Genomic DNA, 25,869 nt, shown 5'->3' on the forward strand with positions numbered 1-25,869 from the left:
GCGACGTAACGACCGTTTAACCGGCTGGTCGAACAGCGTCTCGCCCGCCCTGTGCGATTGGGCTAGAGCCCTCCCCATGTCAATAAGAAGGCTGCCCTCGCACCTCGTTGATCGCATCGCCGCGGGCGAGGTGGTCGAGCGGCCGGCGAGCGCGCTCAAAGAACTGATCGAGAACAGCCTGGATGCGGGCGCGACCTCGGTCAGCGTCCGGCTGTCGGGCGGGGGCACCGGCCTGGTCGAGGTGACCGACGATGGGCTGGGGATGAGCCCGAGCGAGATGGCGCTGGCGATCGAGCGGCACGCCACCTCCAAGCTGCCCGACGAGCGGATCGAGGAAGTCGCGAGCTTCGGCTTTCGCGGCGAGGCCCTGCCGTCGATTGCCAGCGTGGCGCGGTTCACGCTGGAAAGCCGCGAGCGCGGCGCCGACGGCTGGCGGCTGGAGATCGATCATGGGGTGAAGGTGGGGGAGGGACCTGCCGCACTTCCGCCCGGGACCCGGGTGCGGGTGGAGGAATTGTTCGAGCGGGTGCCGGCGCGGCGCAAGTTCCTGCGCTCACCACGGAGCGAATATGCCGCTTGCCTCGATATCGTCCGGCGGCTGGCGATGGCCCGTCCGGACGTCGCCTTCACGCTCGAGCATGACGGACGGCGAGTGCTCTCTGTCCAGCCCGCGCCGCTGCCGGGCAGGGTCGCCGAACTGCTCGATCCGGGCTTGGCCGAGAATGGATTGCCGATCGACCTGCAGCGCGGGGAGGTGAGCCTGGGCGGGGTGGTCAGCCTTCCGACCTTCACCCGGGGCGCGGCGGACCAGCAATTTCTGTTCGTGAACCGCCGTCCGGTGAAGGACCGCCTCCTGGTGGGCGCGTTGCGCGCGGCCTATCAGGATCTGATCGCGCGTGACCGGTCGCCGATCGTCGCCCTGTTCCTCGATCTGCCGGGGAGCGAGGTCGACATCAACGTCCACCCGGCCAAGACCGAGGTCCGCTTCGCCGATCCGCAAGGCGTGCGCGGGTTGATCGTCGGCGGGCTGCGCTCCGCGCTCGACCAGGCGGGGCATCGCAGCGCCGCGCGGGTGCAGGCCGCGGCACCGGTGCGGTGGACGAGTGCGTTCGACGCACCTTCTTATGCCTCGCCGGCAAGCAGGGTGGATGGAGCCTATCCCGTCACGCCCGCCACGCTCGATCATGCTTCGCAGGTGGCCGAGGCCCATGCCTTGTTCTCCGGGGCGCCTTCGGCGCGGGCCGAACCGGCGACGGCTCCGGTCAGCGACCATCCGCTGGGGGTCGCCCGCGGACAGGTAGCGGGGACCTATATCGTCGCCGAAGCGGAGGACGGGCTGGTGATCGTCGACCAGCATGCCGCGCACGAGCGGCTGGTGCTCGAGCGGTTGAAGCGCGGCGCGGGCGCTGGCGGGGTGGCGGTGCAGGCCCTGTTGCTGCCGCAGGTGGTGGAACTGGACGAGCCCGAAGCCGACCGCATCGAGGAGGCTGCCGCCGAGCTGCTGCACTATGGCCTCGACGTCGAACGGTTCGGGCCGGGCGCAATCCTGGTCCGGGGCACGCCCGCGCCGCTGGGAAACCTCGACACCCCGCGGCTGGTCCGCGACCTCGCTGCGGAGATCGCCGACATGGGCGGTCCGCAGGCGCTGAAGAGCCGGCTGGACCTGCTGGCCGCCACCTTCGCCTGCCACCACAGCGTGCGCGCCGGGCGGGTGCTGTCGGTCGCCGAAATGAACGCCCTGCTGCGCGAGATGGAGGTCACGCCGCACAGTGGTCATTGCAACCATGGCCGCCCGACCTGGGTGAAGCTCGCCCATGGCGACATCGAACGTCTTTTCGCTCGCCGCTAAGCCCTTGAAATGACGCGGAGCGGGGCCATCTTCTCGCCATCGTCAACAGATCGAAAGGAGGTGGTCAGATGTCTCATTGTCCCAAGTCGGTGAGCCCTGCCTCCAGTTTTGAGGTAGTCGCCTAACGGCTCGGTTCACCGAGCAAGACAATGGAAAGGCCGCTGAAGCTCAGGCTTCGGCGGCCTTTCTTGTTCGTGCGGCAGCGCCGCCGACGGTCAGCCAGGCGACCGCTCCGGCGCTTGCGCTGACCACCGCGGCGACCAGCAGGGCAGTGTGGAAAGCGCCGACCAGCGCTGCGCCCTCGGCTGCGAGGACCGCGCCCAGTAGGGCAGTGGCGATCAGGCCGCCGGTTCGGGCAACCGCACTGTTGAGGCCGCTGGCGGTGCCGGCATGGCGCTGGTCGACCGACGCTAAGACCGTGCTGGTCAGCGGTGTCACGGCAAGCGCCATGCCCGCGGCGAGCACCACCACGGCGGGCAGCACGGTCAATGCGTAGCTGCCTTCGGCATCGATGCGGGTGGCGAGCAGCAGGCCTGCCGCGACGACCACCGGGCCGGCCGTCAGCGGCAGCCGTCCGCCGATCCGCGCCGCCAGCTTGCCCATCAGCGGCGACGCCACCGCGATGATGACGGCCAGCGGGGTCAGGGCGAGGCCTGCCTGGAGCGGCGAATAGCCTCCCGCCTCGATCAGGACGTAGGGGATCAGAAGCATCACCGCCCCGAAGGCCCCGTAGAGCAGGAAGGTCAGGAGGTTGGTGCCGGTGAAGCAGCGATCACCGAACATCGCCAGCGGCATCATCGCGGTATCACCGCGACGCGCCTCGACCCACAGGAACAGGCCGAGCAGGACCAGACCGGCGAGCCCTAGTGCGATGACCCGCGGGTCGACCGTCAGCTGCACCGACCACAGGGTCAGTGCATAGGTCACCCCGAGCAGGCCGAGCGTCGCCAGCATCGCGCCCGGGAAATCGGTCCGGGCTGCTTCCTCGTTGCGGCTTTCGGCGGCGAAGCGGGCAGCGATCAGGATCGCTCCCGCGGCGAGGGGGAGATTGATGTAGAAGATCGCCGGCCAGCCGACATGATCGACCAGCCAGCCGCCGATCAGCGGCGCGATCGCGGCGGCGCCGGCCCCGACCGAGGCCCAGATGCCGATCGCCCTTCCGCGCTCTTCACCGGTGAAGGAGGAATTGAGCAATGCCAGGCTATTGGGCAGCAGCAGCGCCGCTCCGATGCCTTGCAGCACACGGCCGACGAGTAGCCAGGCGAGGTCGGGGGCGAGGGCGCAAAGAAGTGACGCGGCGGCGAACAGCGCGGTGCCGATGATCAGCAGCTGCTTGCGGCCATGCTGGTCGCCCAGCGCTCCGCCGAGCAGCAGCAGCGCCGACAGCGGCAGGAGATAGGCGTTGACGACCCACTGGACCTCGCTTGCCCCCGCGTCGAAACTGCCGCGGATGGCGGGGAGGGCGACGTTCAGCACCGAGCCTTCAACGAAGCTCAGGCTCGAGGCGAGGATGCAGGCGGCCAGCGTCCAATTGGGGTGCGGCGACTTCGCGTCCGATCGCACCGCCGCGTTGGCACTCACCTGCGATCGTCTTCGGCGTCGGCGATGCTGGCCTCGACCATCCGGGTCCAGGTGACGGGGTCACCGACGCTGGCGCCGCTGGCGTCCGTCTCGCGGATCGCCTTGAGCACGGCCAGCGCCTGGTTACGGTGGGTCATCCAATGCTGGTCGACGTGCGACGAGGCATGCTCCTCCGACCCTTCGGCGTTGGCGCTATGTTGCGACCCGCACAACACGCGGGCGATCCGTTCGACGAGGCTGGTATGACCGCCTTCGGGCATTTGCTTCTCCCTTGTTTCGGTTGTGCAATGCGCGAAACTAGCTTCGGTTCAGAACCCGTCGGACGAGGCGGCGGGCGGAGAGGATCAGCCACAGGCTGGCGAGCACCAGGATCAGCGCGATCAGCGCCGCCGCGATCGGGTTGGCGATCGCGAGGGCCAGCAGCCCGGCGGTGGCGATATCCTCGCCGGTCGAGACGACCATGTTGCTGACGGGTTCGGGCGAGGTGTTGACCATCGCCCGGGTCGCGGCCTTGCCCGAATGCGACAGGAAGGCCGCGCCGCCGCCGAGGAGGAAGGCGGCCACCTGCCATACGGGATCGCCCGGATCGACGATGGCAAGCGACAGCAAAGCCCCGCCCAGCGGTCGGATGGCGGTGTTGATGCCGTCCCATAGGGTATCGATGAAGGCGATCTTGTCAGCGAAAAATTCGAACAGGGCGGCGGCGCCGGCGATGACCAGCACCCACGGATTGGCGAGTACGTCGAGCGCGGCAAGCTTTTCGGGCAGGGCGATCCAGCCCAGCCGCATCGACAATCCGGTGACAAAGGTGACGAGGTAGAGCCGCCAGCCAGCCAGGAGACTGGTGGAGGCCGCAAGGGCCAGCAGCTCTACCCCGCCCATGTGGGTTAGAAGACTTCGAACAGGCCGGCCGCGCCCATGCCGCCGCCGACGCACATGGTGACGACGACATATTTGGCGCCGCGGCGCTTGCCTTCGAGCAGCGCGTGGCCGGTCAGGCGCGCGCCGCTCATGCCGTAGGGGTGGCCGATCGAGATGGCGCCGCCGTTGACGTTGAGCAGCTCGTCAGGGATGCCGAGCTTGTCCTGGCAGTAGAGCACCTGCACCGCGAACGCCTCGTTCAGCTCCCACAGGCCGATGTCCTCGACCTTGAGGCCGAAGCGGCCGAGCAGCTTGGGCACGGCATAGACCGGGCCGATGCCCATCTCGTCGGGCTCGGTGCCGGCGACCGCCATGCCGACATAGCGGCCGAGCGGGGTCAGGCCCTTCTTCTCGGCCAGCGCGCTGTCCATCACCACGCAGGCCGAGGCGCCGTCCGACAGCTGGCTGGCGTTGCCGGCAGTGATGATCTGCTCCGGCCCCATCACCGGCTGCAGCTTGGCGAGATCCTCGAGCGTGGTCTGCGGGCGGTTGCCCTCGTCCTTGGCGAGGGTGACTTCCTGCATCGAGGTTTCGCCGGTCTCCTTGTTCTTGACCGCCATCTTGGCGGTGACCGCGACGATCTCGTCGTCGAACCGGCCCTGGGCCTGGGCGGCGGCGGTGCGCTGCTGCGAGCGGAGGGCATATTCGTCGCAGCGTTCGCGGCTGATTCCGTAGCGATTGCCGACCACTTCGGCGGTCTGGATCATCGGCATGTAGACGGCATTGTGCATGCTCAGCAGCTCGGGATCGGAGCCGAGGCGCATTTCGGGGGTCTGGACCAGGCTGATGCTTTCGACGCCGCCGGCGACGCAGACGTCCATCCGGTCGACGATGACCTGCTTGGCGGCGGTGGCAATCGCCATCAGGCCCGAGGCGCACTGGCGGTCGATCGACATGCCGGCCACCCCGACACCCAGCCCGGCGCGAAGCGCGGCGGTGCGGCCGATGGTGGTCTGGACGCCCTGCTGGAGCGCGGCGCCGATAACGCAATCCTCGATCTCGTCAGGGGAGACGCCGGCCCTCTCGACCGCGGCCTTAATGGCGTGGGCGGTGAGGGTGGGCGAGGGGGTCGCGTTGAAGGCGCCGCGATAGGCGCGGCCGATCGGGGTGCGGGCGGTGGAGACGATGACGGCGTCGCGAACGGTGGACATGGATGCTCCTAGGCTCCCCTCCCGCTGGCGGGAGGGGCTGGGGGTGGGCGTGTCGCGAGTTGCCTAACCCACCCCCGACCCCTCCCGCAAGCGGGAGGGGATATTGGTTCACGCGAAGACCTGCCCGATCCAGGTGGCGATCAGGGCGGGCTTGTCCTCGTCCTCGATCTCGACCGTGACGTCATGGACGAATTGATACTGGCCGGGACGCTTCTCCTCGAAGGCGACGAGGGTGAAGTGGCCGCGGACCCGCTTGCCGGCGCGGACGGGGGCGAGGAAGCGGACCTTGTCGAAGCCGTAGTTGACGCCCATCCGGGTCGTCTCAGGCGCCAGCATCACGTCGGCGGCCATGCGCGACAAGAGCGAGAGCGAGAGGAAACCGTGGGCGATCGTCCCGCCGAACGGGGTCTGCGCGGCCAGTGCCTCGTCGACGTGGATGAACTGCTGGTCCTCGGTCGCGTCGGCGAAGAGGTTGATGCGATCCTGGGTCACCTCGATCCAGTCGGAGGCGCCAAGCTCCTGCCCGACCTTGCTGCGGATGGTGTCGATGCTGGCGACGGGCATGGGCTTCCTTCTGGCTGGCGAATAGCGGGCGACCGAAGAAGAAGCGCGCCCGCGGGTCAAGCCCGCGGTGACGAATTGGCATTAACGATTATGAACAAGGTCACAAAGGTCACTGGTGGCGAGGTATTTGCGCGAAGGGTGTGACGTTCGGCTTGGGCGAAGAATGACGGCGCTGAGAAAGAGCATGGCAGGGAACCGTTGCGGTTAGTCCAGCAGAGGAATTCCTACTTTGCAAGCGGGAACGCCAACGTCGCCAATGGGTGGAAAGCGGACCTAAGCTGCGCATTTCCCAGGTTGCGGAAATTCCACAGGTAAGTTCTGCTGCTTTGGTCTCGGGCGAAGGATGGCCCAAAGGAGCAGTGCAAGCATCCAGCCCACGCTGCTCAAGAGAGCCAACGCTCCGTGTAGAAGCGAGGCTTGCTCCGCAGCATTTTCGTTGAGATCGGTGAACCTGACCCGCTTAGCGTGCGCACTGTTAAGGAGAAGCCTTGCCACATCCGGCTGGTAAACGTTCGAAATTTGCGCGTCTGCTGTCATAAGCCAGTCTAGCGGATAACGACGAGCAGCAATCTCTTGATTTGCATCGTATACCCACCACTGACCTTCGATTTTAATAGTAGGCAAGAAATGTCCGCCCAGATTTTCCTGGCCATTGATCCTTACCGATGCGAATTCGAACCCTAGACGCTTGGCAATCTCCTGGAAAACAATTGCCTGCTGGCTGCAGGCAGCGCGCCTGAATTTCAGGATGTCGTCCGGACGTACTGGCGCTGCAAGATCATCCCAGACCGGTCGCAGAAATGCCGCCATCCAGTTTTGCTTCATGCGGAAGTAACTGTAACCGTGCACGAACCTCTTGCGCAGCAAAGCGTCTGCGGCATCGAGCTTCTGCAGCTGAGTGGCATTGGGATTGGCGCTGTTGAGAGTAGTCATGACCTCGTCGACGCTATCCAGGTGAGTCAGGCCAGGCTCGAACTCTTCTATGGTTGGCGGCAACGCCGGCGGGGGCCATAGTGGGAGATGTGCCAACGCGGTGGCGCACGCCATAAGTCCGCCAACTGCCAAGGTCATTCGTGCGAGCGTCGACCGGCGAGCGTTAACCCAGTTGAAAAAAGTAAAAACGACGCAACTCCCCCGCGAGAGCCGCCGTCTACAATGATGCTAAGTTGTTTCAACTGGTATATCCGCAAGTAAACAGTGAAATAACCTCCAGAACGGATCAATTGTGGAGGTCGATCCGATGCCCGCAATTGAGCACTCGGACGTTTTTATTTGCTTGTCTGCGAAGGGTCGTAAACGAACATTATACGCCCGCCATTCTCCGCTTAAACATCTTTCTGCAGCACCGGCGGGTTCGTCGCATAAGGCATGACCAGCGTCCCGTCGGGCGCGGCGGTGAAGGTGGTCTGGGTGGGATAGGCGAAGTCGATGCCTTCTTCGGCGAAGCGGCGGAGGAGGGCGATGATGATCGCGGCGCGCTTGGCGAACAGGATGTCGGCGTCGAGGCCGGTGTGGCGGAACAGCAGCTCGTGGTCGAGGCTGGAGGAGCCGAGCGCGACCAGCACGCAGCGATGGAGGGTGCAGCCTTCCTGGGCCTCGACCACCTCGCGGGCGATGTCGGCGACGCGCTCGAGCTTTTCGGGCGGGGTCTGATAGGTCAGGCCGAAGCGCAGGGTCTCCTGCCGTTCGTGGCCGGCGGCGAGGTTGCGGACCTCGCGCTCGAGGAGCTTGGTGTTAGCCATGATCACCTGCTCGCCGGTCAGGCTGGTCAGGCGGGTGGTCTTGAGGCCGATCTTCTCGACCGTGCCGGTGGTGGTGTCGAAGCGGATGGTGTCGCCGCGGCGGAAGGGCTTGTCGAACAGGATGGCGAGGGCGGCGAACAGGTCGGAGAAGATGCCCTGCGCGGCAAGGCCAATGGCGATGCCGCCGATGCCAAGGCCGGCGACCAGCGCGGTGACATTGACCCCGAGATTGTCGAGGATGACGACCATCGCGATGGCGAACACCGCCACGCTGACCAGCACGCGGATCACGCCCATCGCATTGCCGAGCGTGGTCTCGCCCGGCCGCTCGCCGACGCGGGCGCCGATCACGCCGAGGATCAGTTCGCGCGCCCACACCGCGGCTTGCAGGGCGAAGGCGATGATGAAGGCGTTGTGAAACAGGTGGGCGACGCCGGCTGGCGGCTCGGCATAGTTAAGGACGATCTCGAGCGCAGCGGCGGCCATGAACAGCACGCCGGTCCTGGAAAGGACGCGGCCGACGACCCCCTTCCAGGTCGTCGCGCCAGGGTCGCCGGCGACGATGCGGTGGCCAATCGCGCGGGCGATCAGCATCACCCCGACGAGCCCCAAAGCCACGGCGAGGCCAAGGGCCAGCGATTCAAGGTTCGCGGTGAGCCAGTCGAGGAGGTGCGTAAGCTTGGCGTTCATGGCCGCGCAGATGGCGGAGGGGCGGGGCGGGGGTCAAGCGCGCCCCGGGCAGGCGGTTGCCTCAGGCGGCTGCCGCGACCTTTTTTGCCACGGCATCGACCTTGGCCATCGAGACGTCGGCGGCCTTGACCGCGGCGTCGACATTGGCCTGGGCCTCCTTCGCGCTGCCCGACTTCTTCTTGCCCTTCATCAGCCAGGCGATCAGCCCGACTTCCTCGCTGGCGAGATACTTGCGGGCGCGGGGCCGCTCGATGGGGCCGAGCGGGCGCTTGGGATTGTCGCGGGTGGCCTCGATCAGCTTGGGATGGACGTAGGACTTGCGGCTGATCGCAGGGGTGTTGCCGAGCGCTTCGGCGACCGGTTCGAGCACGGTCTTGAGGCTGATCTTGCGGACTTCCTCTTCCTGCGCGGACAGCATCTGGTCGAACGCGATCACGCTCGCGCTCCAGGTGCGGAAGTTCTTGGCGGTGAAGTCGCCGCCGGTCGCCTCGCGGATATAATCGTTCACGTCCGAGGAGGCGATGGCGCAGGTCTCGCCGTCGTCGGTGACGTATTGGAATAGGTTCTGGCCGGGCAGCTCGGTGATCTTGGACACCACCCGCTTGAGCTTGGCATCGGTGATCGCCAGTTCGCGGGTGATGCCATGCTTGCCCTTGAACTTGACCAGCAGCTTGTTGCCCGAGCGGGTGAGGTGGCGGCTGCGCAGGGTGGTGGCGCCGAAGCTCTTGTTGTCGCGGGCGTAGCTTTCGTTGCCGATGCGGATGTGTTCGGTGTCGAGCAGGCGGACGACCGCGGCGAGCACGGCCTCGCGGCTGGTCGGCTTGCCGCCGAGGTCTTTTTCGACGCGGCGGCGGAGCTTGGGAAGGGCGGAGCCGAACTCGACCGTGCCGAGATACTTCTTCTTGTCCTGGCGGCCACGGAAGGCGTCGTGATAGCGATATTGCTTGCGCCCCTTGGCATCGCGGCCGGTGGCCTGGATGTGACCGTTGGGGAAGGGGCAGAACCAGGCGTCGGTGTAGGCGGGGGGAAGCGCGATCCCGTTGAGGCGGTCGATCTCGTCGCGGTCGGTGATGCGGTCGCCGTCGGGCGAGAAATAGGCCCACTTGCCCTTGATCTGCTTGCGGGTGATGCCCGGCTGATCGTCGCAGCAGTGGCGGAGGCGGGCGGGGGCGGACTGTTCCATCTTGAGGGAAAAGCGCCGGAGCCGTAACGCTTGTTCCCCATGCAGACCAAAGTCCTGATCATGGCGACGAGCGGGTTCGAGGAGGACGAGCTGTTCGTGCCGCTCGAGCGGTTGCGCGCGGCAGGGTGCGACGTGCGGCTGGCGGCGCCGTCGCGCGAGCCGATCCGGGCGACTGTGATGGACGATCCGGGGCGGTGGATCACGCCCGACCTGACGATCGCCGAGGCGGATTCGGCCGAGTGGGATGCGTTGCTTCTGCCGGGCGGGCTGATCAATCCCGATCACTTGCGCACCGACAAGGCGGCGGTGGCGCTGGTCCGGGCGTTCCTCGCCGCGGGCAAGGCGGTGGGGGCGATCTGCCACGGGCCGTGGCTGCTGGTCGAGGCCGACGGGGTGCGCGGGCGACAGGTGACCGGGTGGCGCTCGATCCGGACCGACCTCAGCAATGCCGGCGGCGTGGTGAGCGACGGGCCGGTGGTGCGCGACGGCAGCGTGGTGACGGCGGTCGGGCCGGAGGACAGTGCCGCTTTTGCCGATGCGTTGCTGGCCGCGGCTAAGGAAAGCCTAACCTTTCGCGCCTAGCGGTGGGGCATGGACAGGGGCGGCGACGAACTGATCGGGTGGAGCATCGACGGGGTGGCCGCAGGGCTGCTCGGGGCGGCGCTCGGCGCCTGCCTGTTGCTGTTGGGGATGGCGCTGCCGGCGGTGGTGGCGGCCAGCGCCGGATGCCTGCTTGCGCTGGCAGCGCTGCGCCAGGTCCGGCCCGAACCGCGACGGTTTCGCGTGCCGGCCTTTGCGCTGGTCCCGGTCGAGGTCGCGCCCGCCGAGCCGGCGGTGCTGGAACTGACCGAGGTCCTCGGCCCCGAACCGCTTGAGCTCGAAGACCGGCTGGACGATCCGGCGACCGACAGCCGGGTCGTGCAATTGTTCGCCCCGCGTCCGCTTCCGACGCCGGGTGAGCTTGCCCGGCGGATCGAGCGCCATCTTGGCGGCGGAAGCGGCGGCGAAGAGCGTGGGGGCACCGTCCTCGACCTTGAGGCTGATGCCTCCGCCGCCCTTCGCCAGGCGCTTGGCGAGCTGCGCCGGAGCCTCGCCTAATCGTCGAGCGTAAGCGCAGCGATCTCGACTTCCGCCATGCCATCGTCCCGCAGGGTCGGCGTTCCGATCACCTCGATATCGGCTACGAAGCCGCGGGTCATGGCGAACTCGGCTTCGGACAGGCCGGCCAGCCACAGCGCCGCGAAGCGCAGCGGGTCCGGCCCACCGACGGTGAAGCTGGCGCGGTGGCGCTCACCGTCGAGGGTGAGTGAGTTCCATTCGACCGTCTTCCACTCGCTGAGAAAAATCCTGTTGCAGTCCTCTCCCGCGCGCTGCAGAAGAAGGCGGAGGAGGACATTGGCATACGCCGTCATGCGAGGCCGGTTCATCCTGCCATCTCCAGATAAGCTTTCACCTTTTCAACGGTTTCTGGTCGGGGCTCGCGGCCCCGGCGAAGATCGAACACGAATCGCGGATCCCCCATCGCCTCTCGTCCAAATCGCGCTGCACTGAAATTTTCGGCATTCAGAAAGCGCTCTACATCTCTGAGTAAGTACATCTTTCACGTCCCCGCACCCCGACGACTCGGCAATCACGAACCTTCCAATTCGCATCCTACATGTCTAGGGATAAATCCTATGGTAGATAGGAAATTAACTACGGACCCGCGCCAGGTGCTCGAACAACTGTGCCGTGAGCGTGAGCAGGACTATGCCAGCCTGTCGAGAATGGTCGGGCGCAATAGCGCTTACATCCAGCAATTCATCCGCCGGGGGACGCCGCGGCGCCTGCCCGAGCAGGAGCGGCGCTTGCTCGCGCGGCATTTCGGAATTGCCGAGCAGTTGCTCGGGGGCTCCAGCCACTCGGCCGCCACCGCCGGGCTGGTGCCGATTGCCTTGCTCGATCTGGCGGTGTCGGCAGGTCCCGGGACGGAGGGGGGAAGTGAAATGCCGGTGGCGCAGATCGGCTTCGACCCGGCCTGGCTCAATCGCCTGACCTCGGCCGGGCCCGACGAACTCAACCTTGTGCAGGTCGACGGCGATTCGATGGCCAACACCTTGCTGCCCGGCGACGACATCCTGGTCGATCGAAGCGACGGCGAAGCGCGGGTCCGCGACGGGATCTACGTGCTGCGGATCGAGGACAGCCTGCTGGTCAAGCGCCTGACCCTGCATCCGGTGACCCGGCGGGTGACGGTCCAATCGGACAATCCGGCCTATGCCGACTGGCCGGACCTGTCGCTGTCGGACATCAAGCTGATTGGCCGGGTGATCTGGACCGGGCGGCGGGTCGCCTAGCCCGAGCGGGCGCGGAGCCAGAGAAGAATGGCAAGCACGGCGGCGGCGGCGACGCCGAGGATCGCCCCGAGGCTCGGCTCGTCATAGGCGATGCCCGCGGCCGATCCGACCAGAAAACCGATGAAAATCAGGAGGCCGCCTGCGTACAGGGCCGTGGAACCGTCGCGTTGCATCGCGGTGCCATAGGCGAGGGCGAATGGCGCGCCAACCCGGCCGCGCCATGACAACAGACAGGGTGAACGGCGCGTCAACCGTGTCTGGTGGCCGGTCGGTGAACCCCTCGCTGCTAGGCCGGAGACATGACGACCTTTATCGCTTCGCGTGACGCCCTCGACGATGCTTGCAGCCTGATCGACTCCTTCGGCGCCGATGCGGCGCTGGAGGCCGCGGTTCGTGCCGAAGGCGCGCGAGACCGCGGCAACGTGCTTCGCTTCTGCCATTGGCGGCAGATCGAACGGGTGATCGTGACGCTGTCCGACCAGGAGCCGAGCGGGACGGTGCACTGACCGACCCGGGCTTCGGGTTGACGCACCCGCGGCCTTCCGCTTCGTTCGGGTCCATGAACAACTGGACCTACCGCAAGAGTGTCACCGCCCACGACGAACTGGCCGAGCATCATCGCCTGGCGCGAACCCTGTCTTGGCCGCACCTGGTGGCGCTGGGCGTCGGGGCGATCGTCGGCACCGGCATCCTGACCCTGATCGGGGTCGGGGCGGGCAAGGCGGGTCCGGCGGTGATCCTGAGCTTTGCCATCGCCGGGCTGATCTGCGCCTGCGCCGCGCTGGCTTATGCCGAGGTGGCGACGATGATCCCGGCGTCGGGATCGGCCTATACCTATAGTTACGTGGTGTTCGGCGAGCTGATCGCGTGGATCATCGGGTGGAGCCTGATCCTCGAATATAGCCTGGTGGTGAGCGCGGTGGCCGTCGGCTGGTCGGGCTATGTGTCGGGGTTCATGGCGAGCCTGGGGTGGGCGCTGCCGCAGGCGTGGATTGCGGGACCGCATGCTGGCGGCGTCCTCAACCTGCCGGCGATCCTGATCATCGGGCTCGTCGCGGCGATGCTGATGGCCGGGACCCGCGAAAGCGCGACGCTCAACGCGATCCTGGTGCTGGTGAAGATGGCGGCGCTGGCGCTATTCATCCTGATCGCGCTGCCGCACTTCCAGGCAAGCAATTTCGAGCCATTCATGCCGTTCGGCTTCCCGCGCTCGGGCCCGAGCGGAAGCGAAGTCGGCGTGATGGCGGCTGCCGCGATCATCTTCTTTGCCTTTTACGGTTTCGACGCCATCGCAACCGCGGCGGAAGAGGCCAAGAACCCCGGACGCGATCTGTCGATCGGGATCGTCGGATCGATGGTGGTGTGCGTCGCGATCTATATGGCGGTGGCCGCCGCGGCGATCGGCGCGCTGGCCTACACCCGCTTCGCCGACAGCCCCGAGCCGCTGGCACTGATCCTGCGCGAGATCGGGTCGGGGTGGGGCGCGCAGCTGCTGGGCGCGAGCGCAGTGATCGCGCTCCCGACGGTGATCCTGGCGTTCTTCTACGGGCAGAGCCGAATCTTCTTCACCATGGCCCGCGACGGCCTTCTGCCGCAGGGGCTGGCTCGGGTTTCGCGCCGGGGCAGCCCGGTGCGGATTACCCTGTTCACCGCGGCGGTGGTGGCGGTGATCGCCGGGCTGTTCCCGCTCGACGAGATCGCCGCGCTGGCCAATGCCGGGACGCTGGCTGCGTTCGTCGCGGTGTGCGCGGCGATGCTGGTGCTGCGCCGCCGCAATCCGGGTGCCGAGCGCAAGTTCCGGGCACCCGCCGCCTTCGTCATCGGCCCACTGGGGATGCTCGGCTGCCTGTACCTGTTCTGGAGCCTGCCCGCGCAGACCCGCTGGTATTTCCTGCTGTGGAACCTGATCGGGTTGGTGGTCTACCTGCTGTGGGCGCAGCGGCAGGCGGCGCGGAGCCGGGCGACGGCTTGAGCCTGCTGCTCGCCCTTGCCGCCGCAGTGACGCTGCCGACCCTGCAATGGGAAGGGCGCGGTCGTCTAGAACGGCAGGCGCGACATCGCGATCGCGGTGAGGACGCGGATGGAAAGCGGAAAAATCGTCAGCGAGGGCTGGCCGGTCGCCGAGGGCGAAGCCAAGGGACTGAGGCGCCTGATCATAACGGATGTCGATAAGGCCACGCTCGAGCGTGGCGGCAAGGTGACGGCGATGCCCGCCGCCTTTGCGACCGAGGAGCGAGCGCAGTTCGCTTTCTACCGCCAGTTGCAGGAGGCGGCCCGCATCTGCGCGGCACGGCCTGCGGGGAAGGTGATGTCGGAGGCGTTCGTCGTCGATGGACGGACCTCGTTCCGCTGCCGGGGCAACGAGGTCCGCACCGCAGCCAACTGGGTTGCGGCCGAAGGAGCGCCGGTGCGGCAGGAATTCCGCATCGTCGGCCTGGGGCGCAGCAATGCGACGGTGTTCCCGCGCCGGCTGGAGATCAGGCCCGACGGTCAGCCGTTCTTCGATTTGGAGGTCACTAGCTTTTCGGCAGGAGCCGCCGACTAGCGCCGGCGAATGGCGCTGCGGGTGCTTTCCAGCTGGCGTTGGAGCCGGCCGAGATCGGTTTGCGTCCAATGCCCTTCCCAGGGACTGTTCGCATTCGCCTTGTCGCGCAGATAGTCGGGCGCTTCCCAGCCCGATGTCGCGACCTGCGGCCTAGCGTTGGCCAGCTCGGCGAGGTCGAAAGGCGAGTGGAACAGGAGCCCGGCCTGATCGCCGCGCGACCAGGTCACGGTCGCGAAGATCGTCCCGGCCTGACCGAGATCGAGCAGCACTTCGACGCCTACCGGATAGAGGGCGGCGCTCTCGATCAGGGCGCCGCTGGACGAGATGTTGCGCAGCCGCACGGGCGCGCTGTCGTGGTCGAAATGGACGATGCCCGACCAGATCAAGGGGTGGCGAAGTTCACGCTCGGCCTGGTCGCGGCCGTCGCTTCCCGGGGGTGTCTCGGCGGTATCGGACGGAGCGCTGCCCGTCTCCGGAAGGATCGAGGCCACGTCGGGAAAGGATTTGGCGATCACCGCGAGCAGGGTCGCGGCCAGCTCCTCGTTGCCGGTATCGATCCGCGTTTCCTGGGCGAATTCGAGGCCGAAGCGGGGGCCGCGAACCCAGCGCACGACCGCATGGAGATTGGCGGTGCCGCCGAGCCGAAGCTCGACCCTGTCCCACAGCTTCAATCCATCCACGCCCTCGATCATCGCGCCGCCGCCCGAGAGGTTGATCAGCGAGACCTGCTGCGTGCGGCCGTTCCGGCTGAGTTCGACGGTTTCAGAATCGAGCCGGTGACGATCCGCATCGCGATGATTGGCCTGGCGCCTGGCTTCGCGTCCGATCGCCAGTTCGGCCAAGGCCTTTTGCTCGGCAGTGGTGCTGACCTCGACACGCGGCAACTTGGCCTTGGCGCGAAGGAGAGGGTCGCGGAGGGGCTTGCCCGCCAGGATGCGGTCCCGGAATTCGTTCATGCCTGCCTACCGTCCTTGCGCTCAAGAAAGGCAAGACTAGGCGCCGAGCGGTTACCAACTGGTTGCCGGTGCCTTAACCGGCGGCGAAAAAAGGCGTCGTCCCCGCTCCGGCAGAGACGACGCCAGGTGGCTCAGCTCGAATAATACATGTCGAACTCGACCGGGCTGGGGGTGGTTTCCCAGCGCATGACCTCGTCCCACTTGAGTTCGATATAGGCGTCGATCTGGTCGGCCGAGAAGACGTCGCCCTTGAGCAGGAAGTCCTTGTCGGCGGACAGGCTGGTGAGCGCTTCGCGGAGCGAACCGCAGACGGTCGGAACGCTGACCAGCTCGGCCGGCGGCAGGTCGTAGAGGTTCTTGTCCATCGCCTCGCCCGGATGGATGCGGTTCTGGACGCCGTCGAGCCCGGCCATCAGGATCGCGGCATAAGCGAGATAGGGATTGGCCATCGCGTCGGGGAAGCGGAATTCGACGCGCTTCGATTTTTCGCCAGTGCCGTAGGGGATGCGGCAGGAGGCCGAGCGGTTGCGGCTGGAGTAAGCCAGCAGCACCGGGGCTTCGAAACCGGGGACCAGGCGCTTGTACGAATTGGTGGTCGGGTTGGTGAAGGCGTTCAGCGCGCGGGCGTGCTTGATGACGCCGCCGATGAAGTAGAGCGCAGTGTCGGACAGCCCGGCATAGCCGTTGCCCGCGAACAGCGGCTTGCCATCGCTCCACAGCGAGAAGTGGGTATGCATGCCCGAGCCATTATCCTGCGCGATCGGCTTGGGCATGAAGGTCGCGGTCTTGCCGTAGGCGTGGGCGACCTGATGCACGACGTACTTGTAGACCTGCATCCGGTCGGCGGTTTCGACCAGCGTGCCATAGGTCAGGCCGAGCTCATGCTGGGCGGCCGCAACCTCGTGGTGGTGCTTGTCGCAAGGCAGGCCCATTTCGAGCATGGTCGAGACCATCTCACCGCGGATGTCGACGGCGCTGTCGACCGGCGCGACCGGGAAGTAGCCGCCCTTGGCGCGTGGACGGTGGCCCATATTGCCGCCCTCGTAGCTGCGGCCGGTGTTGGTCGGCAGTTCGATATCGTCGAGGTGGAAGTAGCTGCCGTTATAGTCGTCGCCGAAACGGACGTCGTCGAACATGAAGAATTCGGCTTCCGGCCCGACATAGACGGTGTCGGCGAGGTTGGTTTCCTTGAGGTAGGCCTCGGCGCGGGTCGCGGTGGAGCGGGGATCGCGGGCGTAAAGTTCGCCGGTCGCCGGCTCGACCACGTTGCAGCAAAGGATTAGCATCGGAGTGGCGCTGAACGGGTCGATGTAGGTCGCGCCCAGATCCGGCATCAGGATCATGTCGCTCTCGTTGATCGCCTTCCAGCCGCCGATCGACGAGCCGTCGAACATGAAGCCGTCTTCCAGCATGTCCTCGTCGATGGCGCCGGCGGCCATGGTCAGATGCTGCCACTTGCCCTTGGGATCGGTGAAGCGAAGATCGACCCACTCGATCTCCTCCTCTTCCAGGCGTTTCATGATGTCGGAAGCGGTCACCTTGTCGGCCATGGGAGAATCGTCCTTGCGCTTGCTTGAGAGTTGCGCGGACACCGATTCCAGCCGGGGCGCTCAAGGCCAAGGGCAGGGTGAAATCTTCGCGGGAACCTTGCGGTCAGCCGAGTATCAGACCGGGACTGGCCGCCGCCAGCACGACGCTGGGCAGCAGGCCGAGCAGGGTAGCGAGGGCGAAAGGCGTGCGGTTCATGGAGGTGAGCGCAGCGCCCGCCGTAATCAGCGGACCCGGCGCACCGGCGACGCGCAAGCCGGCGACCGCATAGGGTCCAAGCCGGGTCAGCCGCTCCTCGAAGGGTTCGAGCCGGCTGCCGAAGCGGCGGCGCAACCGCTCGGCCCCGAACCGGCGGGTCAGGGCGAACAGAAGCAGGCTGCCGGTCACCGCCCCGGTCGCGACGGTCAGAACCGCCAGCCACGGTCCGAGCAACAGACCGCCGGTCAGGCTCATCGGGATGATCATGCCCGGAACGGAGCAGGCGGTGAGGGTTGTCGCGAGAAGGTAGAGGAGCAAGGCGCCGCCGATCGTCCCGCCGATCGCCGGCAGCAACGGGGCCAGTTGAAGGTGCAGCGCGGCGAGTTCCATGCTTGATAGCCAATGAACGAAGGCACGGAGCGTTCCAGCCTGACGCCGATGCTGCCCTCTATCGAACACGCCGTTGCCTCCGCGCAACGCGGCGTTATGAGCCATTCCATGGCAAGCGAGGGTAACGTGCGTATCGAGGCGCTGGAGCATCAGTTGATGCGGGCGTGGCTCGAGGGTGACCGCAAGGCGATGAAGAAGCTGCTGTCCAGCCGCTTCCGCCTGGTGGTCGGAGCCAAGTCGCCGGTGCTGCTCGACCGCAAGAGCCTGATCGAAGCGGCCGGCACCGGGTGGCGGCTGAACGGCTACCGGGTCGGCAACAGCGTCTACTCGCGCACCATCGGGCCCTCGGCCCTGTTCGCGGCCGAGCTAGAGCTCAAGATCGAGATCGACGGGGTGGACCTGTCGGGCTCCTGGTGGATGGCCGACTATTGGCGCCGTTCGGGCATCGCCCAGCGTTGGCAGCTGGCCGATCGGCAAATGGCGCGGATCGACGAGGGCTCGCCCTTCCCCGACGCGGTTCGCGGGCTCCAGCTCTGGCGCTAGTAAGCGCGGCGCTGGGCCGCGACCAGCATCCGAAGCAGCATGGCGACCGGACGCGGCACGCCGACCTTTCCTTCCAGCCATAACGATACGGCCGAACGGCTGACGCCAATCGCGGCGGCAAGGTCGTTCTGGGTCCGATAGCCGAGCGCGCGCATGTGGCTGCGCAGCTCCTCTGGCGCCATCGAGGCGAGGCGCGGATCCGGGGTGGTGACGTCGGTCATCGGGCGGGACTCTTAAGCAACATCGTACAGCGCGGGTCAGATCGCATCCGCACCCTGATCCCCGGTGCGGATCCGGATCGCCTGATCGACCGGCGAGACGAAGATCTTTCCGTCGCCGATCCGGCCGGTGCGCGCGGCGCTGGCGATGGCTTCCACCGTGTTGGCGACCAGGCTGTCCTCGACGACGACCTCGATCTTCACCTTGGGCAGGAAGTCGATGACATATTCGGCGCCGCGATACAGCTCGGTATGGCCCTTCTGACGGCCGAAGCCCTTGACCTCGGTCACGGTCATGCCGCTGACCCCGACGTCGTGGAGCGCGTCCTTCACGTCGTCCAGCTTGAACGGCTTGATGATCGCTTCGACCTTCTTCACGTCAACTTCTCCCACGCCCTGCCGGTCCACCTTAGACAGCGTCTTGGCTTTGCCGCAATTCCCCGGCAACCGCACTGGCCATGCGTCAGGCAATCATCCTGTCGGCGGGACAAGGCTCCCGGCTCGGCCAACTCACCTACGACCGGCCCAAGTGCCTGATCGAATTCGGCGGGCGCAGCCTGCTGGACCGCCAGCTCGACGTTGCCGCCGCCTGCGGGATCGAGCGGGTGGTAGTGGTCACCGGATTTCGCGAGGATGCGGTGGAAGCCGCGCTCGAGCGGCGCCGGGCGGCGGGGCAGGGGCCGCAGGTGCGCACCTTGTTCAACCCCTTCTACAAGGTCGCCGACAACACCGGCTCGCTGTTCATGGCGCGCGAAGCGCTGAGCGGGGACACGTTGGTGTGGAACGGCGACACCATGGTCAGCCCCGCACTGATGAAAAAGGTAGTGGCCAACCGCCAGGAAGGGATTTGCGTCACCATCGACCGCAAGGCTGAGGGCTATGATGCCGACGACATGAAGGTGGTCGAAGAGGACGGAAGACTGCGCTCGATCGGCAAGCGCTTGGCGGATGCCGACGGCGTGAACGCGGAGTCGATCGGCCTGCTCGCCTTTCGCGGCGACGGGACCGAGCGGTTCCGGGGCGCGATCGAAGCGGCAATGCGCTCGCCCGAGGGGACGCAAATCTGGTACCTCAGGGTCATCCACCACCTGGCGCAGGATAGCGCGGTGTGGACGCTCGACATCGCCGGACAGCAGTGGGGCGAAGTCGACTTCCCCGAGGATATCGAGCGCGCCGAGGCGATGGTCTCCGGCTGGTAACCGGGGTCAGTAAGGCGGCTTGTCGAGCCCCTTGGGACTGGCGGTAAAGATTTCGCAACCGTCTTCGGTGATCCCGATCGAATGTTCGAATTGCGCCGACAGCGAGCGGTCGCGGGTCACCGCGGTCCAGCCGTCGTCGAGCATCTTGCAGTCGGCGCGGCCGATGTTGATCATCGGTTCGACCGTGAAGAACATGCCGGGCTTGAGTTCGGGGCCGGTACCGGGGCGGCCGGCGTGGACAACCTCCGGGCTGTCGTGGAACAGCCGGCCGAGGCCATGGCCGCAGAAATCGCGCACCACCGAATAGCGATGTTTTTCGGCATGCTGCTGGATCGCGTGGCTGATGTCGCCGAGCCGGTTGCCGGGACGGGCCTGATCGAGCCCCAGCATCAGGCATTCGTAGGTGACGTCGACCAGCCGACGCGCCTTAACCCCGACGTCGCCGACCATGTACATTCGGCTTGAATCGCCGTGCCAGCCATCAAGGATGGGGGTCACGTCGATGTTGATGATGTCGCCGTCCTTGAGCGGCTTGTCGGCCGGAATGCCGTGGCAGACGACCTGGTTGATCGAGGTGCAGCAACTGTGGGTATAGCCGCGATAGCCAAGGGTCGCCGGCACCGCGCCCGCTTCGCGCATCAGGCGGAAGACCGTGTCGTCGATCTCGCTGGTGGTGACGCCCGGCGCGACCAAGGGAACGAGCGCGTCGAGGATCTCGGCGGCGAGGCGGCCCGCGGCCCGCATGCCGGCGAAGCCGTCTTCGCCATGAAGCTTGATCACGCCGCTACGGGCTTCGCTGCGGTCCTCGGCGGCGACGGTAATATACTGAGTCATCAAGGGCCATATAGCCGCGACCGTCGGAAAAGGTTAGCCCGACCCCAATGACAAGCACCCGCACCTGGACCGCCGCACTCCTCATCATCGGTGACGAGATCCTGTCCGGACGGACGCAGGACCGCAATGTCGCGCAAGTCGCGACCTGGCTCAACGTGCAGGGCATCCGGCTGGCCGAGGTGCGGGTGGTGCCCGACGTGCTCGAGAAGATCGTCGCGGCCGCCAACGCGCTGCGCAGCGAGAACGACTATTTGTTCACCACCGGCGGGATCGGGCCGACCCACGACGACATCACAGTCGATGCGATCGCCGCCGCGCTGGGGGTCGAGGTGGTGATCCACCCCGACGCTCGGGCCATCCTCGAGCGCTATTACGAAACCCGCGGCGGAGTGACCGACGCGCGTCTGCGGATGGCGCGGGTGCCGGACGGGGCGGAACTCATCGTCAACAAGGTGTCGGGGGCGCCGGGCATCCGTCATGGCAGCATCTTCATCCTTGCCGGCGTGCCGCACATCGCGGCGGGCATGCTCGATGCGCTCACAGGGACGCTGGAGGGCGGGTTGCCGGTAGTTAGCGTTACGCTGGGCGGGATGGTCCCCGAAAGCGAGGTCGCCGACCTGCTGCGCGAGACCGAGCGCGCCCACGAGGGCATTGCGATCGGCTCCTATCCCTTCTTCCGCGAGGGCCGCGTCGGGGCCAATTTCGTGGTTCGTTCGGAAAGCCGGGAAGAGGCGCAGGCGGTCGCCGACCTGCTCCAGGCCAGCATGGAAAGCGCCGGCTATCAGGTGGTGATGGGCGGGGTCTGAGCGGCCCACCAGTCGGCATAGGGCGTGTTCTTGGCCAGGTGCCGGTTCCAGTCGCGCGCGCCATCGTCCCACCACACCGGGCCGCGCTCGCCCAGCGCCCGCTTGACAGCGTCGACCCGGGCGCGATGACGTTTGCGGCGGGCGTCCATCAACTCGCGCACCAGTTCCTCCCGCCGATCGGGAGGGAGGGCCGGATTGCTCAATCGCCAAAGACGCCCGCGCACCACGAAGTAGCGGCCGTCGGGCGTCCTGGGATAGTCTTCGCTCAGGAGTCGACCACCGCCTTGGGCGGCACCACCTGGCTGTGGTGGACCACGGTCCAGTCCTCGTGCCCGCGGCGCATCAGGGTCGAACTGGCGTAGCAGCGATAGGTCTCCTCGCCGCGTGTCGCCTCGACCTGGTAGCCGATCACGATCAGCCCTTCGTGCGGGCGGTTCACCCTGGTGTCGGAGAAGTTCACCTGCTCCCACCGCGGCGTGTCCTTGACCGCGGCCTTGGCTTGGTCGCGGCTGAAAATGAATGGCTCGGCCGGCAGGCTCATCACGACATTCTCATCGACCAGCCGCTCGTAGACCTCATCGCTGCCGTGCCAGAGCTTTTCTTCCATTGCCCAGATGCGTTCGTCTTCCATCGTCTCGCTCTCCTTGTTGATCGGGGGAACGGGCGGGAACGAGGGAGGTTCAAAGCGTTGATTTAGTAAGTAACCTTACTATACGGCGGGTATGGAACAACTAGCCTGGGATATCGGCGAGACCTCGCACGCCTTGCGCAGGGCGTTCGATCGCCGCGCCGCCGAACTCGGCATCACCCGTGCGCAATGGCGGGTGCTGGCGCACCTGGACCATCAACCGGGGCAGCGGCAGGTCGACTTGGCGGAGCGGATGGACATCGAGCCGATTACGCTCTGCCGCATCGTCGACAAGCTGGAGGAGGCCGCCCTGGTCGAGCGGCGGCGCGATCCGGGCGACCGGCGCGCGTGGCAACTTTACCTGCGGGACAGCGCAGCGCCGCTGGTCCTCAGGCTCCACGCCCTGGCCGAAGCCTTTTCGGCCGAGGTGTTCGGCAATCTCGACCCCGCAGAACTGGAACGCTCGCGCGCGTTGCTCGCGACTATTCGCAACAACATCAGCGGCATGGCGCCGCGTTCGAAGGCATCGGCATGAACCAGGAAACCAAGATCACCGGCACTCCGATCGAGGATGAACCGGTCGTCGAGGCGGGCGAGGTCGCCGCCACGGCGCCGATCAAGAAGCCCGGCAAGGCACGGCGCTTGCTGCTGTTCCTGATCGTGCCGTTGCTGCTGCTCGCTGCCGGCGGATGGATGTGGTGGTCGGGCCAGGGCAAGGTCGAGACCGACAATGCGCAGCTGAAGCAGGACATCACCTCGGTCGGCGCGCAGGTCGGCGGACCGATCGCCGAGGTGCTGGTCAAGGAAGGCCAGCAGGTCCGCGCCGGGCAGCTGCTGTTCCGGATCGACCCCGCCCCCTATCGCGTCGCCCTGCTGGCCGCCGAGGCGCAGCTTGCCGCGGCGCAGCTGGCCGAGCGTCAGGTCGTGACGGCGGCGGCCGGCACCACCGCCGACATCAGTGGGGCGCAGGCCCAGCTGGCGATCAACGAGCGCGCGCTAGCGCGGCAGGCCGAACTGCTGAGGCAGGGCTTCACCACCCGCGTCCGTTATGACGAGGCGCTGGCCGACGTCACCGCGTCGCGCACCGCGCTGGCCGATGCCCGTTCGCGCGCGGCGAACGCCGGTGCAGCGATCGCGCAAGGTGGCGAGCAGCCGGGTGAGGCGGCGGCCCGTGCCGCCATCGCCAAGGCGCAGCTCGACCTCGCCCGCACCGAAGTGCGCGCGCCGACGTCGGGCACGGTCTCCAACACCGACCGCCTCTTGACCGGTCAGCAGGCAGTACCTGGGATCGGCCTGCTGAGCCTGGTCGCTTCCACCGAGGCGTGGGTTGAAGCCAATTTCAAGGAAAAGGACCTGGCGCGGATGGCTCCGGGGCAGCGTGCCCATATCGAAATCGACGCCTATCCTGGCCTCGAGCTTAGCGGACGGGTCGCCAGCATTGGTGCCGGCACCGGCAGCGAGTTTGCGATCCTTCCGGCGCAGAATGCCAACGGCAACTGGGTCAAGGTGACGCAGCGCGTGCCGGTCCGGATCCGCTTCGACGGCAAGCCGTCCAAGCCGGTGATCGCGGGCCTCAGTGCCACGGTCACGGTGGATGTGGAGTAAGCGCCGAGGCTGCCGCCTGGTGCACCGTTCATGACCACCGATTTCAAACCGCTCGATCGCACGCAGCACCTCCTCATCACCATCGCGGTGATGCTGGCGGTGCTGATGCAAGTGCTCGACACGACCATCGCCAACGTTGCGCTGCCGCACATGCAGGCCAGCCTCGGGGCGACGCAGGAGAGCGTGAACTGGGTGCTGACGAGCTATATCGTCGCCTCGGCCATCGCGATCCCGATCGCCGGCTGGCTGTCCGAGCGGATCGGGCGGCGGCGGCTGATGATCATGGCGGTGATCGGCTTCACCGCCGCCAGCATGCTGTGCGCGATCGCCACGTCGCTGCCCGAGATGGTCGCGTTCCGGATCGTCCAGGGCGTCACCGGCGCCTTCCTCGTGCCGCTGGCGCAGGCGACGATGTTCGACATCAACCCGCCGGAGAAGCACGCCCAGGCGATGGCGCTGTTCGGCGGCGGGATCATGATCGGGCCGATCATGGGCCCGGTGCTGGGCGGGTGGCTGACCGACAGCTTCGACTGGCGCTGGGTGTTCATCGTCAACCTGCCCGTCGGCGTGCTGGCGACGGTGATGCTGTGGCGTACCATGCCGGAAAGCGAGACCAGCCGGAGGCGCTTCGACCTCCTCGGCTTCGCCCTTCTCGCGCTGGCGCTCGGCTCGCTCCAGATGTTCCTCGACCGCGGCGAAAGCCAGGACTGGTTCGAGAGCTGGGAGATCATCATCGAGATGGGCCTCGCCATCGCGTTCGGGTGGATGTTCGTCATCCACACGATGACCGCCAAGGCGCCGATCTTCGAACGCGGCATGTTCGCCGATCGCAATTTCGCGACGGGGCTGCTATTCATGGCGGTGACCGGTGTGCTTTTGCTCGCCGGGCTCGCGCTGCTGCCGCCGCTGCTCCAGCATGTCTATGGCTATAGCGTCTTGCAGTCGGGTATGCTGACTGCGCCGCGCGGGGTGGGGACGTTGATCTCGATGCTGGTAGCGGGGCGCCTGGTCGGCAAGATCGACAGCCGCCTGCTGGTGGTTGCCGGAATCTCGCTGATGGCGACCAGCCTGTGGATGATGACCGGCTTCGCGCTCGACCAGCCGTCGGGGCCGGTGATCTGGTCTGGCGTGGTCCAGGGTCTCGGCATCGGGCTGATTTTCGTCGTCATGCAGAGCCTGGCCTTCGCGACGCTGGCGCCGATGATGCGCACGTCCGCCGCCTCGCTGCTCAACCTCAGCCGCAATATCGGCGGATCGATCGGCATCGCGGTGGTCGGATCGCAGCTGGTGCGGATGACCCAGGTCGCCCATGCCGACATCGCCAGCCACGTCACCGCCTCGACCATTCCGACCATGGACCCGATGCTGCTCGAGCGGATCGGGCAGGAAGGCGACATCGCGCTGGCGGTGATCAATGCCGAGGTCACGCGGCAGGCGGTGTTCATCGCCTATCTCGACGATTTCTGGCTGATGATGTGGATCACGCTGGCGGCGCTGCCGCTGGTGCTGCTGCTGAGGAAGGAGAGCGCGCCGCAGGGCGGGCCGGCGGCCCATGCCATCGCCGACTAAGTCGGCTAAGGCGGCGGCATGAGCGATATCACCACCCACCACTGGACCGCCTCCGACGGCGTCGACCTTGTCTGGCACGAGACCGGTGCCGGCCGCCCGCTGATCCTGGTACACGGGCTGTTTTCCGATGCCGCGATGAACTGGATCAAGTTCGGTCATGCCGCCAGGCTTGCCGCCGCTGGCTTCAGGGTGATCATGCCCGATCTTCGTGCGCACGGAGCGAGCGGCAAGCCGCATGACGCTGCCCTCTATCCCAAGGGCGTGCTCGGCCGCGACCTGGTCGAGCTGGTCGCGCAGCTGGGCCTGAGCAACTACGATCTCGGCGGCTTCTCGCTCGGCTCGCGGACGGTAGTGCAGGGCGTGGGGCAGGGGCTTGCGCCCCGTCGCGCGATCCTGTCGGGCATGGGCCTGGAAGGGCTGATGGGGTGGAAGCAGCGCCATGCCTTTTTCATCGAAGCGTTCGAGAAGTTCGACGCGGCGGTGCGCGGCGACCGCCACTGGTTCGCGATCCAGTTCATGAAGAGCCAGAAGGTCGACCGCGTCGCCACCCGCCTGCTGCTCGAGAGCAATTCGCCGGTCGACGAGGCGATGCTGGCGACATTCGCGATGCCGACCCTGGTGCTGTGCGGGGCCGATGATCACGACAATGGCTCGGCCCAGGCGCTGGCCGAGGCCTTGCCCGATGCCACCTATGTCGAGATCCCGGGAACGCACACCACGTCGGTCACGCAAAAGTCGCTGGGAGAGGCGATAGCCACCTTCTTGACGTCTCCGTGACACAGGAGCAACGACGCTTCCATTCCTTCCGGTGAA

32 protein-coding genes are annotated in these 25,869 nt (G+C 66.7%); 14 read left to right on the plus strand and 18 right to left on the minus strand.

Translation table 11 applies throughout. The annotated features are described in order from the left end of the window. The first annotated feature begins 76 nt into the window (after positions 1-76). The gene (gene mutL, locus M1K48_RS02140; protein ID WP_249504245.1) at positions 77-1,849 is read left to right on the plus strand and encodes a DNA mismatch repair endonuclease MutL; all 1,773 of its coding nucleotides are present in this window, start codon (positions 77-79) and stop codon (positions 1,847-1,849) included. A 168-nt stretch (positions 1,850-2,017) separates the two neighbouring features. Here the strand turns inward: mutL and M1K48_RS02145 are convergent, their stop codons facing one another. From M1K48_RS02145 to M1K48_RS02180, 8 genes are all read right to left on the minus strand, one after another. Continuing rightward, positions 2,018-3,430 carry an MFS transporter gene (locus tag M1K48_RS02145; protein WP_249504246.1) on the minus strand — a complete coding sequence of 471 codons (1,413 nt, stop codon included), beginning with the start codon at positions 3,428-3,430 and terminating at the stop codon, positions 2,018-2,020. Continuing rightward, positions 3,427-3,690, minus strand: a complete 264-nt coding sequence (locus tag M1K48_RS02150; protein ID WP_249504247.1) for a hypothetical protein — start codon at positions 3,688-3,690, stop codon at positions 3,427-3,429. Before M1K48_RS02150 ends, M1K48_RS02145 begins: the two co-directional genes overlap by 4 nt. Before the next feature lie 37 nt (positions 3,691-3,727). Then, complete coding sequence (locus M1K48_RS02155) at positions 3,728-4,312, minus strand: DUF4126 domain-containing protein (protein ID WP_249504248.1); 585 nt, start codon at positions 4,310-4,312, stop codon at positions 3,728-3,730. A 5-nt stretch (positions 4,313-4,317) separates the two neighbouring features. Next, entirely contained in the window at positions 4,318-5,502 is a 1,185-nt protein-coding gene (locus M1K48_RS02160) for an acetyl-CoA C-acyltransferase (protein ID WP_249504249.1), read from the minus strand. A 108-nt stretch (positions 5,503-5,610) separates the two neighbouring features. Continuing rightward, on the minus strand, positions 5,611-6,066 hold the full coding sequence (locus M1K48_RS02165) for a MaoC family dehydratase (protein ID WP_249504250.1): 456 nt from the start codon (positions 6,064-6,066) through the stop codon (positions 5,611-5,613). Positions 6,067-6,339: 273 nt separating this feature from the next. Beyond that, positions 6,340-6,999, minus strand: a complete 660-nt coding sequence (locus M1K48_RS02170; protein ID WP_249504251.1) for a hypothetical protein — start codon at positions 6,997-6,999, stop codon at positions 6,340-6,342. A 392-nt stretch (positions 7,000-7,391) separates the two neighbouring features. Further along, positions 7,392-8,498: a mechanosensitive ion channel family protein gene (locus M1K48_RS02175; protein ID WP_249504252.1), complete on the minus strand. Its 1,107-nt coding sequence runs from the start codon at positions 8,496-8,498 to the stop codon at positions 7,392-7,394. A 61-nt stretch (positions 8,499-8,559) separates the two neighbouring features. Next, positions 8,560-9,681 carry a DNA topoisomerase IB gene (locus M1K48_RS02180; protein ID WP_249504253.1) on the minus strand — a complete coding sequence of 374 codons (1,122 nt, stop codon included), beginning with the start codon at positions 9,679-9,681 and terminating at the stop codon, positions 8,560-8,562. 39 nt (positions 9,682-9,720) lie between these two features. Between M1K48_RS02180 and M1K48_RS02185 the strand changes: the two genes are divergently transcribed. Both M1K48_RS02185 and M1K48_RS02190 read left to right on the plus strand, forming a co-directional pair. Further along, positions 9,721-10,263 (plus strand): type 1 glutamine amidotransferase domain-containing protein, encoded by a 543-nt coding sequence (locus M1K48_RS02185; protein WP_249504254.1) that lies wholly within the window; start codon positions 9,721-9,723, stop codon positions 10,261-10,263. A 9-nt stretch (positions 10,264-10,272) separates the two neighbouring features. Next, the gene (locus M1K48_RS02190) at positions 10,273-10,779 is read left to right on the plus strand and encodes a hypothetical protein (RefSeq protein ID WP_249504255.1); all 507 of its coding nucleotides are present in this window, start codon (positions 10,273-10,275) and stop codon (positions 10,777-10,779) included. Here M1K48_RS02190 and M1K48_RS02195 read toward each other — a convergent pair. Continuing rightward, complete coding sequence (locus M1K48_RS02195) at positions 10,776-11,108, minus strand: hypothetical protein (RefSeq protein ID WP_249504256.1); 333 nt, start codon at positions 11,106-11,108, stop codon at positions 10,776-10,778. The two genes, M1K48_RS02190 and M1K48_RS02195, sit on opposite strands and share 4 nt — an antisense overlap. Positions 11,109-11,393: 285 nt before the next feature. On the opposite strand from M1K48_RS02195, the gene M1K48_RS02200 reads away from it, so the two are divergent. After that, on the plus strand, positions 11,394-12,017 hold the full coding sequence (locus M1K48_RS02200) for a S24 family peptidase (protein WP_249504257.1): 624 nt from the start codon (positions 11,394-11,396) through the stop codon (positions 12,015-12,017). Here M1K48_RS02200 and M1K48_RS02205 read toward each other — a convergent pair. Beyond that, complete coding sequence (locus M1K48_RS02205; RefSeq protein WP_249504258.1) at positions 12,014-12,190, minus strand: hypothetical protein; 177 nt, start codon at positions 12,188-12,190, stop codon at positions 12,014-12,016. The two genes, M1K48_RS02200 and M1K48_RS02205, sit on opposite strands and share 4 nt — an antisense overlap. A 126-nt stretch (positions 12,191-12,316) precedes the next feature. Between M1K48_RS02205 and M1K48_RS02210 the strand changes: the two genes are divergently transcribed. The 3 genes from M1K48_RS02210 to M1K48_RS02220 all read left to right on the plus strand — a co-directional run bounded on the left by M1K48_RS02210 (position 12,317) and on the right by M1K48_RS02220 (position 14,562). Then, positions 12,317-12,523, plus strand: a complete 207-nt coding sequence (locus tag M1K48_RS02210) for a hypothetical protein (RefSeq protein WP_249504259.1) — start codon at positions 12,317-12,319, stop codon at positions 12,521-12,523. 53 nt (positions 12,524-12,576) lie between these two features. Next, positions 12,577-13,989, plus strand: a complete 1,413-nt coding sequence (locus M1K48_RS02215) for an amino acid permease (RefSeq protein WP_249504260.1) — start codon at positions 12,577-12,579, stop codon at positions 13,987-13,989. A gap of 108 nt (positions 13,990-14,097) precedes the next feature. Beyond that, positions 14,098-14,562: a hypothetical protein gene (locus tag M1K48_RS02220; RefSeq protein ID WP_249504261.1), complete on the plus strand. Its 465-nt coding sequence runs from the start codon at positions 14,098-14,100 to the stop codon at positions 14,560-14,562. Here M1K48_RS02220 and M1K48_RS02225 read toward each other — a convergent pair. The 3 genes from M1K48_RS02225 to M1K48_RS02235 form a co-directional block, all read right to left on the minus strand. Next, positions 14,559-15,518, minus strand: a complete 960-nt coding sequence (locus M1K48_RS02225; RefSeq protein WP_249504262.1) for a PilZ domain-containing protein — start codon at positions 15,516-15,518, stop codon at positions 14,559-14,561. The genes M1K48_RS02220 and M1K48_RS02225 overlap by 4 nt on opposite strands. Positions 15,519-15,649: 131 nt before the next feature. Beyond that, positions 15,650-17,068, minus strand: coding sequence for a type I glutamate--ammonia ligase (glnA, locus tag M1K48_RS02230; RefSeq protein WP_249504263.1), 1,419 nt, complete (start codon positions 17,066-17,068; stop codon positions 15,650-15,652). Between the two features lie 103 nt (positions 17,069-17,171). Then, positions 17,172-17,654, minus strand: coding sequence for a VTT domain-containing protein (locus tag M1K48_RS02235; protein ID WP_249504264.1), 483 nt, complete (start codon positions 17,652-17,654; stop codon positions 17,172-17,174). A gap of 108 nt (positions 17,655-17,762) precedes the next feature. On the opposite strand from M1K48_RS02235, the gene M1K48_RS02240 reads away from it, so the two are divergent. After that, positions 17,763-18,197 carry a nuclear transport factor 2 family protein gene (locus M1K48_RS02240; protein ID WP_249504265.1) on the plus strand — a complete coding sequence of 145 codons (435 nt, stop codon included), beginning with the start codon at positions 17,763-17,765 and terminating at the stop codon, positions 18,195-18,197. On the opposite strand, the gene M1K48_RS02245 is transcribed toward M1K48_RS02240, so the two are convergent. Both M1K48_RS02245 and M1K48_RS02250 read right to left on the minus strand, forming a co-directional pair. After that, positions 18,194-18,418, minus strand: a complete 225-nt coding sequence (locus tag M1K48_RS02245; RefSeq protein WP_249504266.1) for a helix-turn-helix domain-containing protein — start codon at positions 18,416-18,418, stop codon at positions 18,194-18,196. The genes M1K48_RS02240 and M1K48_RS02245 overlap by 4 nt on opposite strands. 36 nt (positions 18,419-18,454) lie before the next feature. Next, positions 18,455-18,793, minus strand: coding sequence for a P-II family nitrogen regulator (locus M1K48_RS02250; protein WP_249504267.1), 339 nt, complete (start codon positions 18,791-18,793; stop codon positions 18,455-18,457). A gap of 74 nt (positions 18,794-18,867) precedes the next feature. Between M1K48_RS02250 and M1K48_RS02255 the strand changes: the two genes are divergently transcribed. After that, the gene (locus M1K48_RS02255; RefSeq protein ID WP_249505147.1) at positions 18,868-19,614 is read left to right on the plus strand and encodes a phosphocholine cytidylyltransferase family protein; all 747 of its coding nucleotides are present in this window, start codon (positions 18,868-18,870) and stop codon (positions 19,612-19,614) included. A gap of 6 nt (positions 19,615-19,620) precedes the next feature. Here M1K48_RS02255 and map read toward each other — a convergent pair whose 3' ends face one another. Further along, positions 19,621-20,448, minus strand: coding sequence for a type I methionyl aminopeptidase (gene map / locus M1K48_RS02260; protein ID WP_249504268.1), 828 nt, complete (start codon positions 20,446-20,448; stop codon positions 19,621-19,623). Positions 20,449-20,495: 47 nt separating this feature from the next. Here map and M1K48_RS02265 point away from each other — a divergent pair, with 47 nt between their 5' ends. Beyond that, positions 20,496-21,254, plus strand: coding sequence for a competence/damage-inducible protein A (locus M1K48_RS02265; RefSeq protein WP_249504269.1), 759 nt, complete (start codon positions 20,496-20,498; stop codon positions 21,252-21,254). Here the strand turns inward: M1K48_RS02265 and M1K48_RS14340 are convergent. Together M1K48_RS14340 and M1K48_RS02275 are read right to left on the minus strand one after the other, a co-directional pair. After that, positions 21,230-21,415 carry a hypothetical protein gene (locus M1K48_RS14340; RefSeq protein ID WP_319941190.1) on the minus strand — a complete coding sequence of 62 codons (186 nt, stop codon included), beginning with the start codon at positions 21,413-21,415 and terminating at the stop codon, positions 21,230-21,232. The two genes, M1K48_RS02265 and M1K48_RS14340, sit on opposite strands and share 25 nt — an antisense overlap. 104 nt (positions 21,416-21,519) lie before the next feature. Next, entirely contained in the window at positions 21,520-21,885 is a 366-nt protein-coding gene (locus M1K48_RS02275; protein WP_249504270.1) for a DUF4440 domain-containing protein, read from the minus strand. A 91-nt stretch (positions 21,886-21,976) separates the two neighbouring features. On the opposite strand from M1K48_RS02275, the gene M1K48_RS02280 reads away from it, so the two are divergent. The 4 genes from M1K48_RS02280 to M1K48_RS02295 are packed head-to-tail and all read left to right on the plus strand — an operon-like array spanning position 21,977 to position 25,833. Beyond that, entirely contained in the window at positions 21,977-22,417 is a 441-nt protein-coding gene (locus M1K48_RS02280) for a MarR family winged helix-turn-helix transcriptional regulator (protein WP_249504271.1), read from the plus strand. Beyond that, entirely contained in the window at positions 22,414-23,487 is a 1,074-nt protein-coding gene (locus tag M1K48_RS02285; protein WP_249504272.1) for an HlyD family secretion protein, read from the plus strand. Before M1K48_RS02280 ends, M1K48_RS02285 begins: the two co-directional genes overlap by 4 nt. A gap of 30 nt (positions 23,488-23,517) precedes the next feature. Then, positions 23,518-25,056 carry a DHA2 family efflux MFS transporter permease subunit gene (locus tag M1K48_RS02290; RefSeq protein ID WP_249504273.1) on the plus strand — a complete coding sequence of 513 codons (1,539 nt, stop codon included), beginning with the start codon at positions 23,518-23,520 and terminating at the stop codon, positions 25,054-25,056. Between the two features lie 18 nt (positions 25,057-25,074). Further along, positions 25,075-25,833, plus strand: a complete 759-nt coding sequence (locus M1K48_RS02295; protein WP_249504274.1) for an alpha/beta fold hydrolase — start codon at positions 25,075-25,077, stop codon at positions 25,831-25,833. Positions 25,834-25,869 lie beyond the last annotated feature (36 nt).

It is taken from the genome of Sphingomonas glaciei (genome assembly GCF_023380025.1).
Classification (GTDB): Bacteria; Pseudomonadota; Alphaproteobacteria; order Sphingomonadales; family Sphingomonadaceae; genus Sphingomicrobium; species Sphingomicrobium glaciei.

Coding starts and splice junctions, on each gene's coding strand:
- mutL (WP_249504245.1), top strand. CDS start 77: ATGTCAATAAGAAGGCTGCCCTCGCACCTCGTTGATCGCATCGCCGCG.
- M1K48_RS02150 (WP_249504247.1), bottom strand. CDS start 3,690: ATGCCCGAAGGCGGTCATACCAGCCTCGTCGAACGGATCGCCCGCGTG.
- M1K48_RS02155 (WP_249504248.1), bottom strand. CDS start 4,312: ATGGGCGGGGTAGAGCTGCTGGCCCTTGCGGCCTCCACCAGTCTCCTG.
- M1K48_RS02160 (WP_249504249.1), bottom strand. CDS start 5,502: ATGTCCACCGTTCGCGACGCCGTCATCGTCTCCACCGCCCGCACCCCG.
- M1K48_RS02165 (WP_249504250.1), bottom strand. CDS start 6,066: ATGCCCGTCGCCAGCATCGACACCATCCGCAGCAAGGTCGGGCAGGAG.
- M1K48_RS02170 (WP_249504251.1), bottom strand. CDS start 6,999: ATGACTACTCTCAACAGCGCCAATCCCAATGCCACTCAGCTGCAGAAG.
- M1K48_RS02175 (WP_249504252.1), bottom strand. CDS start 8,498: ATGAACGCCAAGCTTACGCACCTCCTCGACTGGCTCACCGCGAACCTT.
- M1K48_RS02180 (WP_249504253.1), bottom strand. CDS start 9,681: ATGGAACAGTCCGCCCCCGCCCGCCTCCGCCACTGCTGCGACGATCAG.
- M1K48_RS02185 (WP_249504254.1), top strand. CDS start 9,721: ATGCAGACCAAAGTCCTGATCATGGCGACGAGCGGGTTCGAGGAGGAC.
- M1K48_RS02190 (WP_249504255.1), top strand. CDS start 10,273: ATGGACAGGGGCGGCGACGAACTGATCGGGTGGAGCATCGACGGGGTG.
- M1K48_RS02195 (WP_249504256.1), bottom strand. CDS start 11,108: ATGAACCGGCCTCGCATGACGGCGTATGCCAATGTCCTCCTCCGCCTT.
- M1K48_RS02205 (WP_249504258.1), bottom strand. CDS start 12,190: ATGCAACGCGACGGTTCCACGGCCCTGTACGCAGGCGGCCTCCTGATT.
- M1K48_RS02210 (WP_249504259.1), top strand. CDS start 12,317: ATGACGACCTTTATCGCTTCGCGTGACGCCCTCGACGATGCTTGCAGC.
- M1K48_RS02215 (WP_249504260.1), top strand. CDS start 12,577: ATGAACAACTGGACCTACCGCAAGAGTGTCACCGCCCACGACGAACTG.
- M1K48_RS02220 (WP_249504261.1), top strand. CDS start 14,098: ATGGAAAGCGGAAAAATCGTCAGCGAGGGCTGGCCGGTCGCCGAGGGC.
- M1K48_RS02225 (WP_249504262.1), bottom strand. CDS start 15,518: ATGAACGAATTCCGGGACCGCATCCTGGCGGGCAAGCCCCTCCGCGAC.
- glnA (WP_249504263.1), bottom strand. CDS start 17,068: ATGGCCGACAAGGTGACCGCTTCCGACATCATGAAACGCCTGGAAGAG.
- M1K48_RS02235 (WP_249504264.1), bottom strand. CDS start 17,654: ATGGAACTCGCCGCGCTGCACCTTCAACTGGCCCCGTTGCTGCCGGCG.
- M1K48_RS02240 (WP_249504265.1), top strand. CDS start 17,763: ATGGCAAGCGAGGGTAACGTGCGTATCGAGGCGCTGGAGCATCAGTTG.
- M1K48_RS02245 (WP_249504266.1), bottom strand. CDS start 18,418: ATGACCGACGTCACCACCCCGGATCCGCGCCTCGCCTCGATGGCGCCA.
- map (WP_249504268.1), bottom strand. CDS start 20,448: ATGACTCAGTATATTACCGTCGCCGCCGAGGACCGCAGCGAAGCCCGT.
- M1K48_RS02265 (WP_249504269.1), top strand. CDS start 20,496: ATGACAAGCACCCGCACCTGGACCGCCGCACTCCTCATCATCGGTGAC.
- M1K48_RS02275 (WP_249504270.1), bottom strand. CDS start 21,885: ATGGAAGACGAACGCATCTGGGCAATGGAAGAAAAGCTCTGGCACGGC.
- M1K48_RS02280 (WP_249504271.1), top strand. CDS start 21,977: ATGGAACAACTAGCCTGGGATATCGGCGAGACCTCGCACGCCTTGCGC.
- M1K48_RS02285 (WP_249504272.1), top strand. CDS start 22,414: ATGAACCAGGAAACCAAGATCACCGGCACTCCGATCGAGGATGAACCG.
- M1K48_RS02290 (WP_249504273.1), top strand. CDS start 23,518: ATGACCACCGATTTCAAACCGCTCGATCGCACGCAGCACCTCCTCATC.
- M1K48_RS02295 (WP_249504274.1), top strand. CDS start 25,075: ATGAGCGATATCACCACCCACCACTGGACCGCCTCCGACGGCGTCGAC.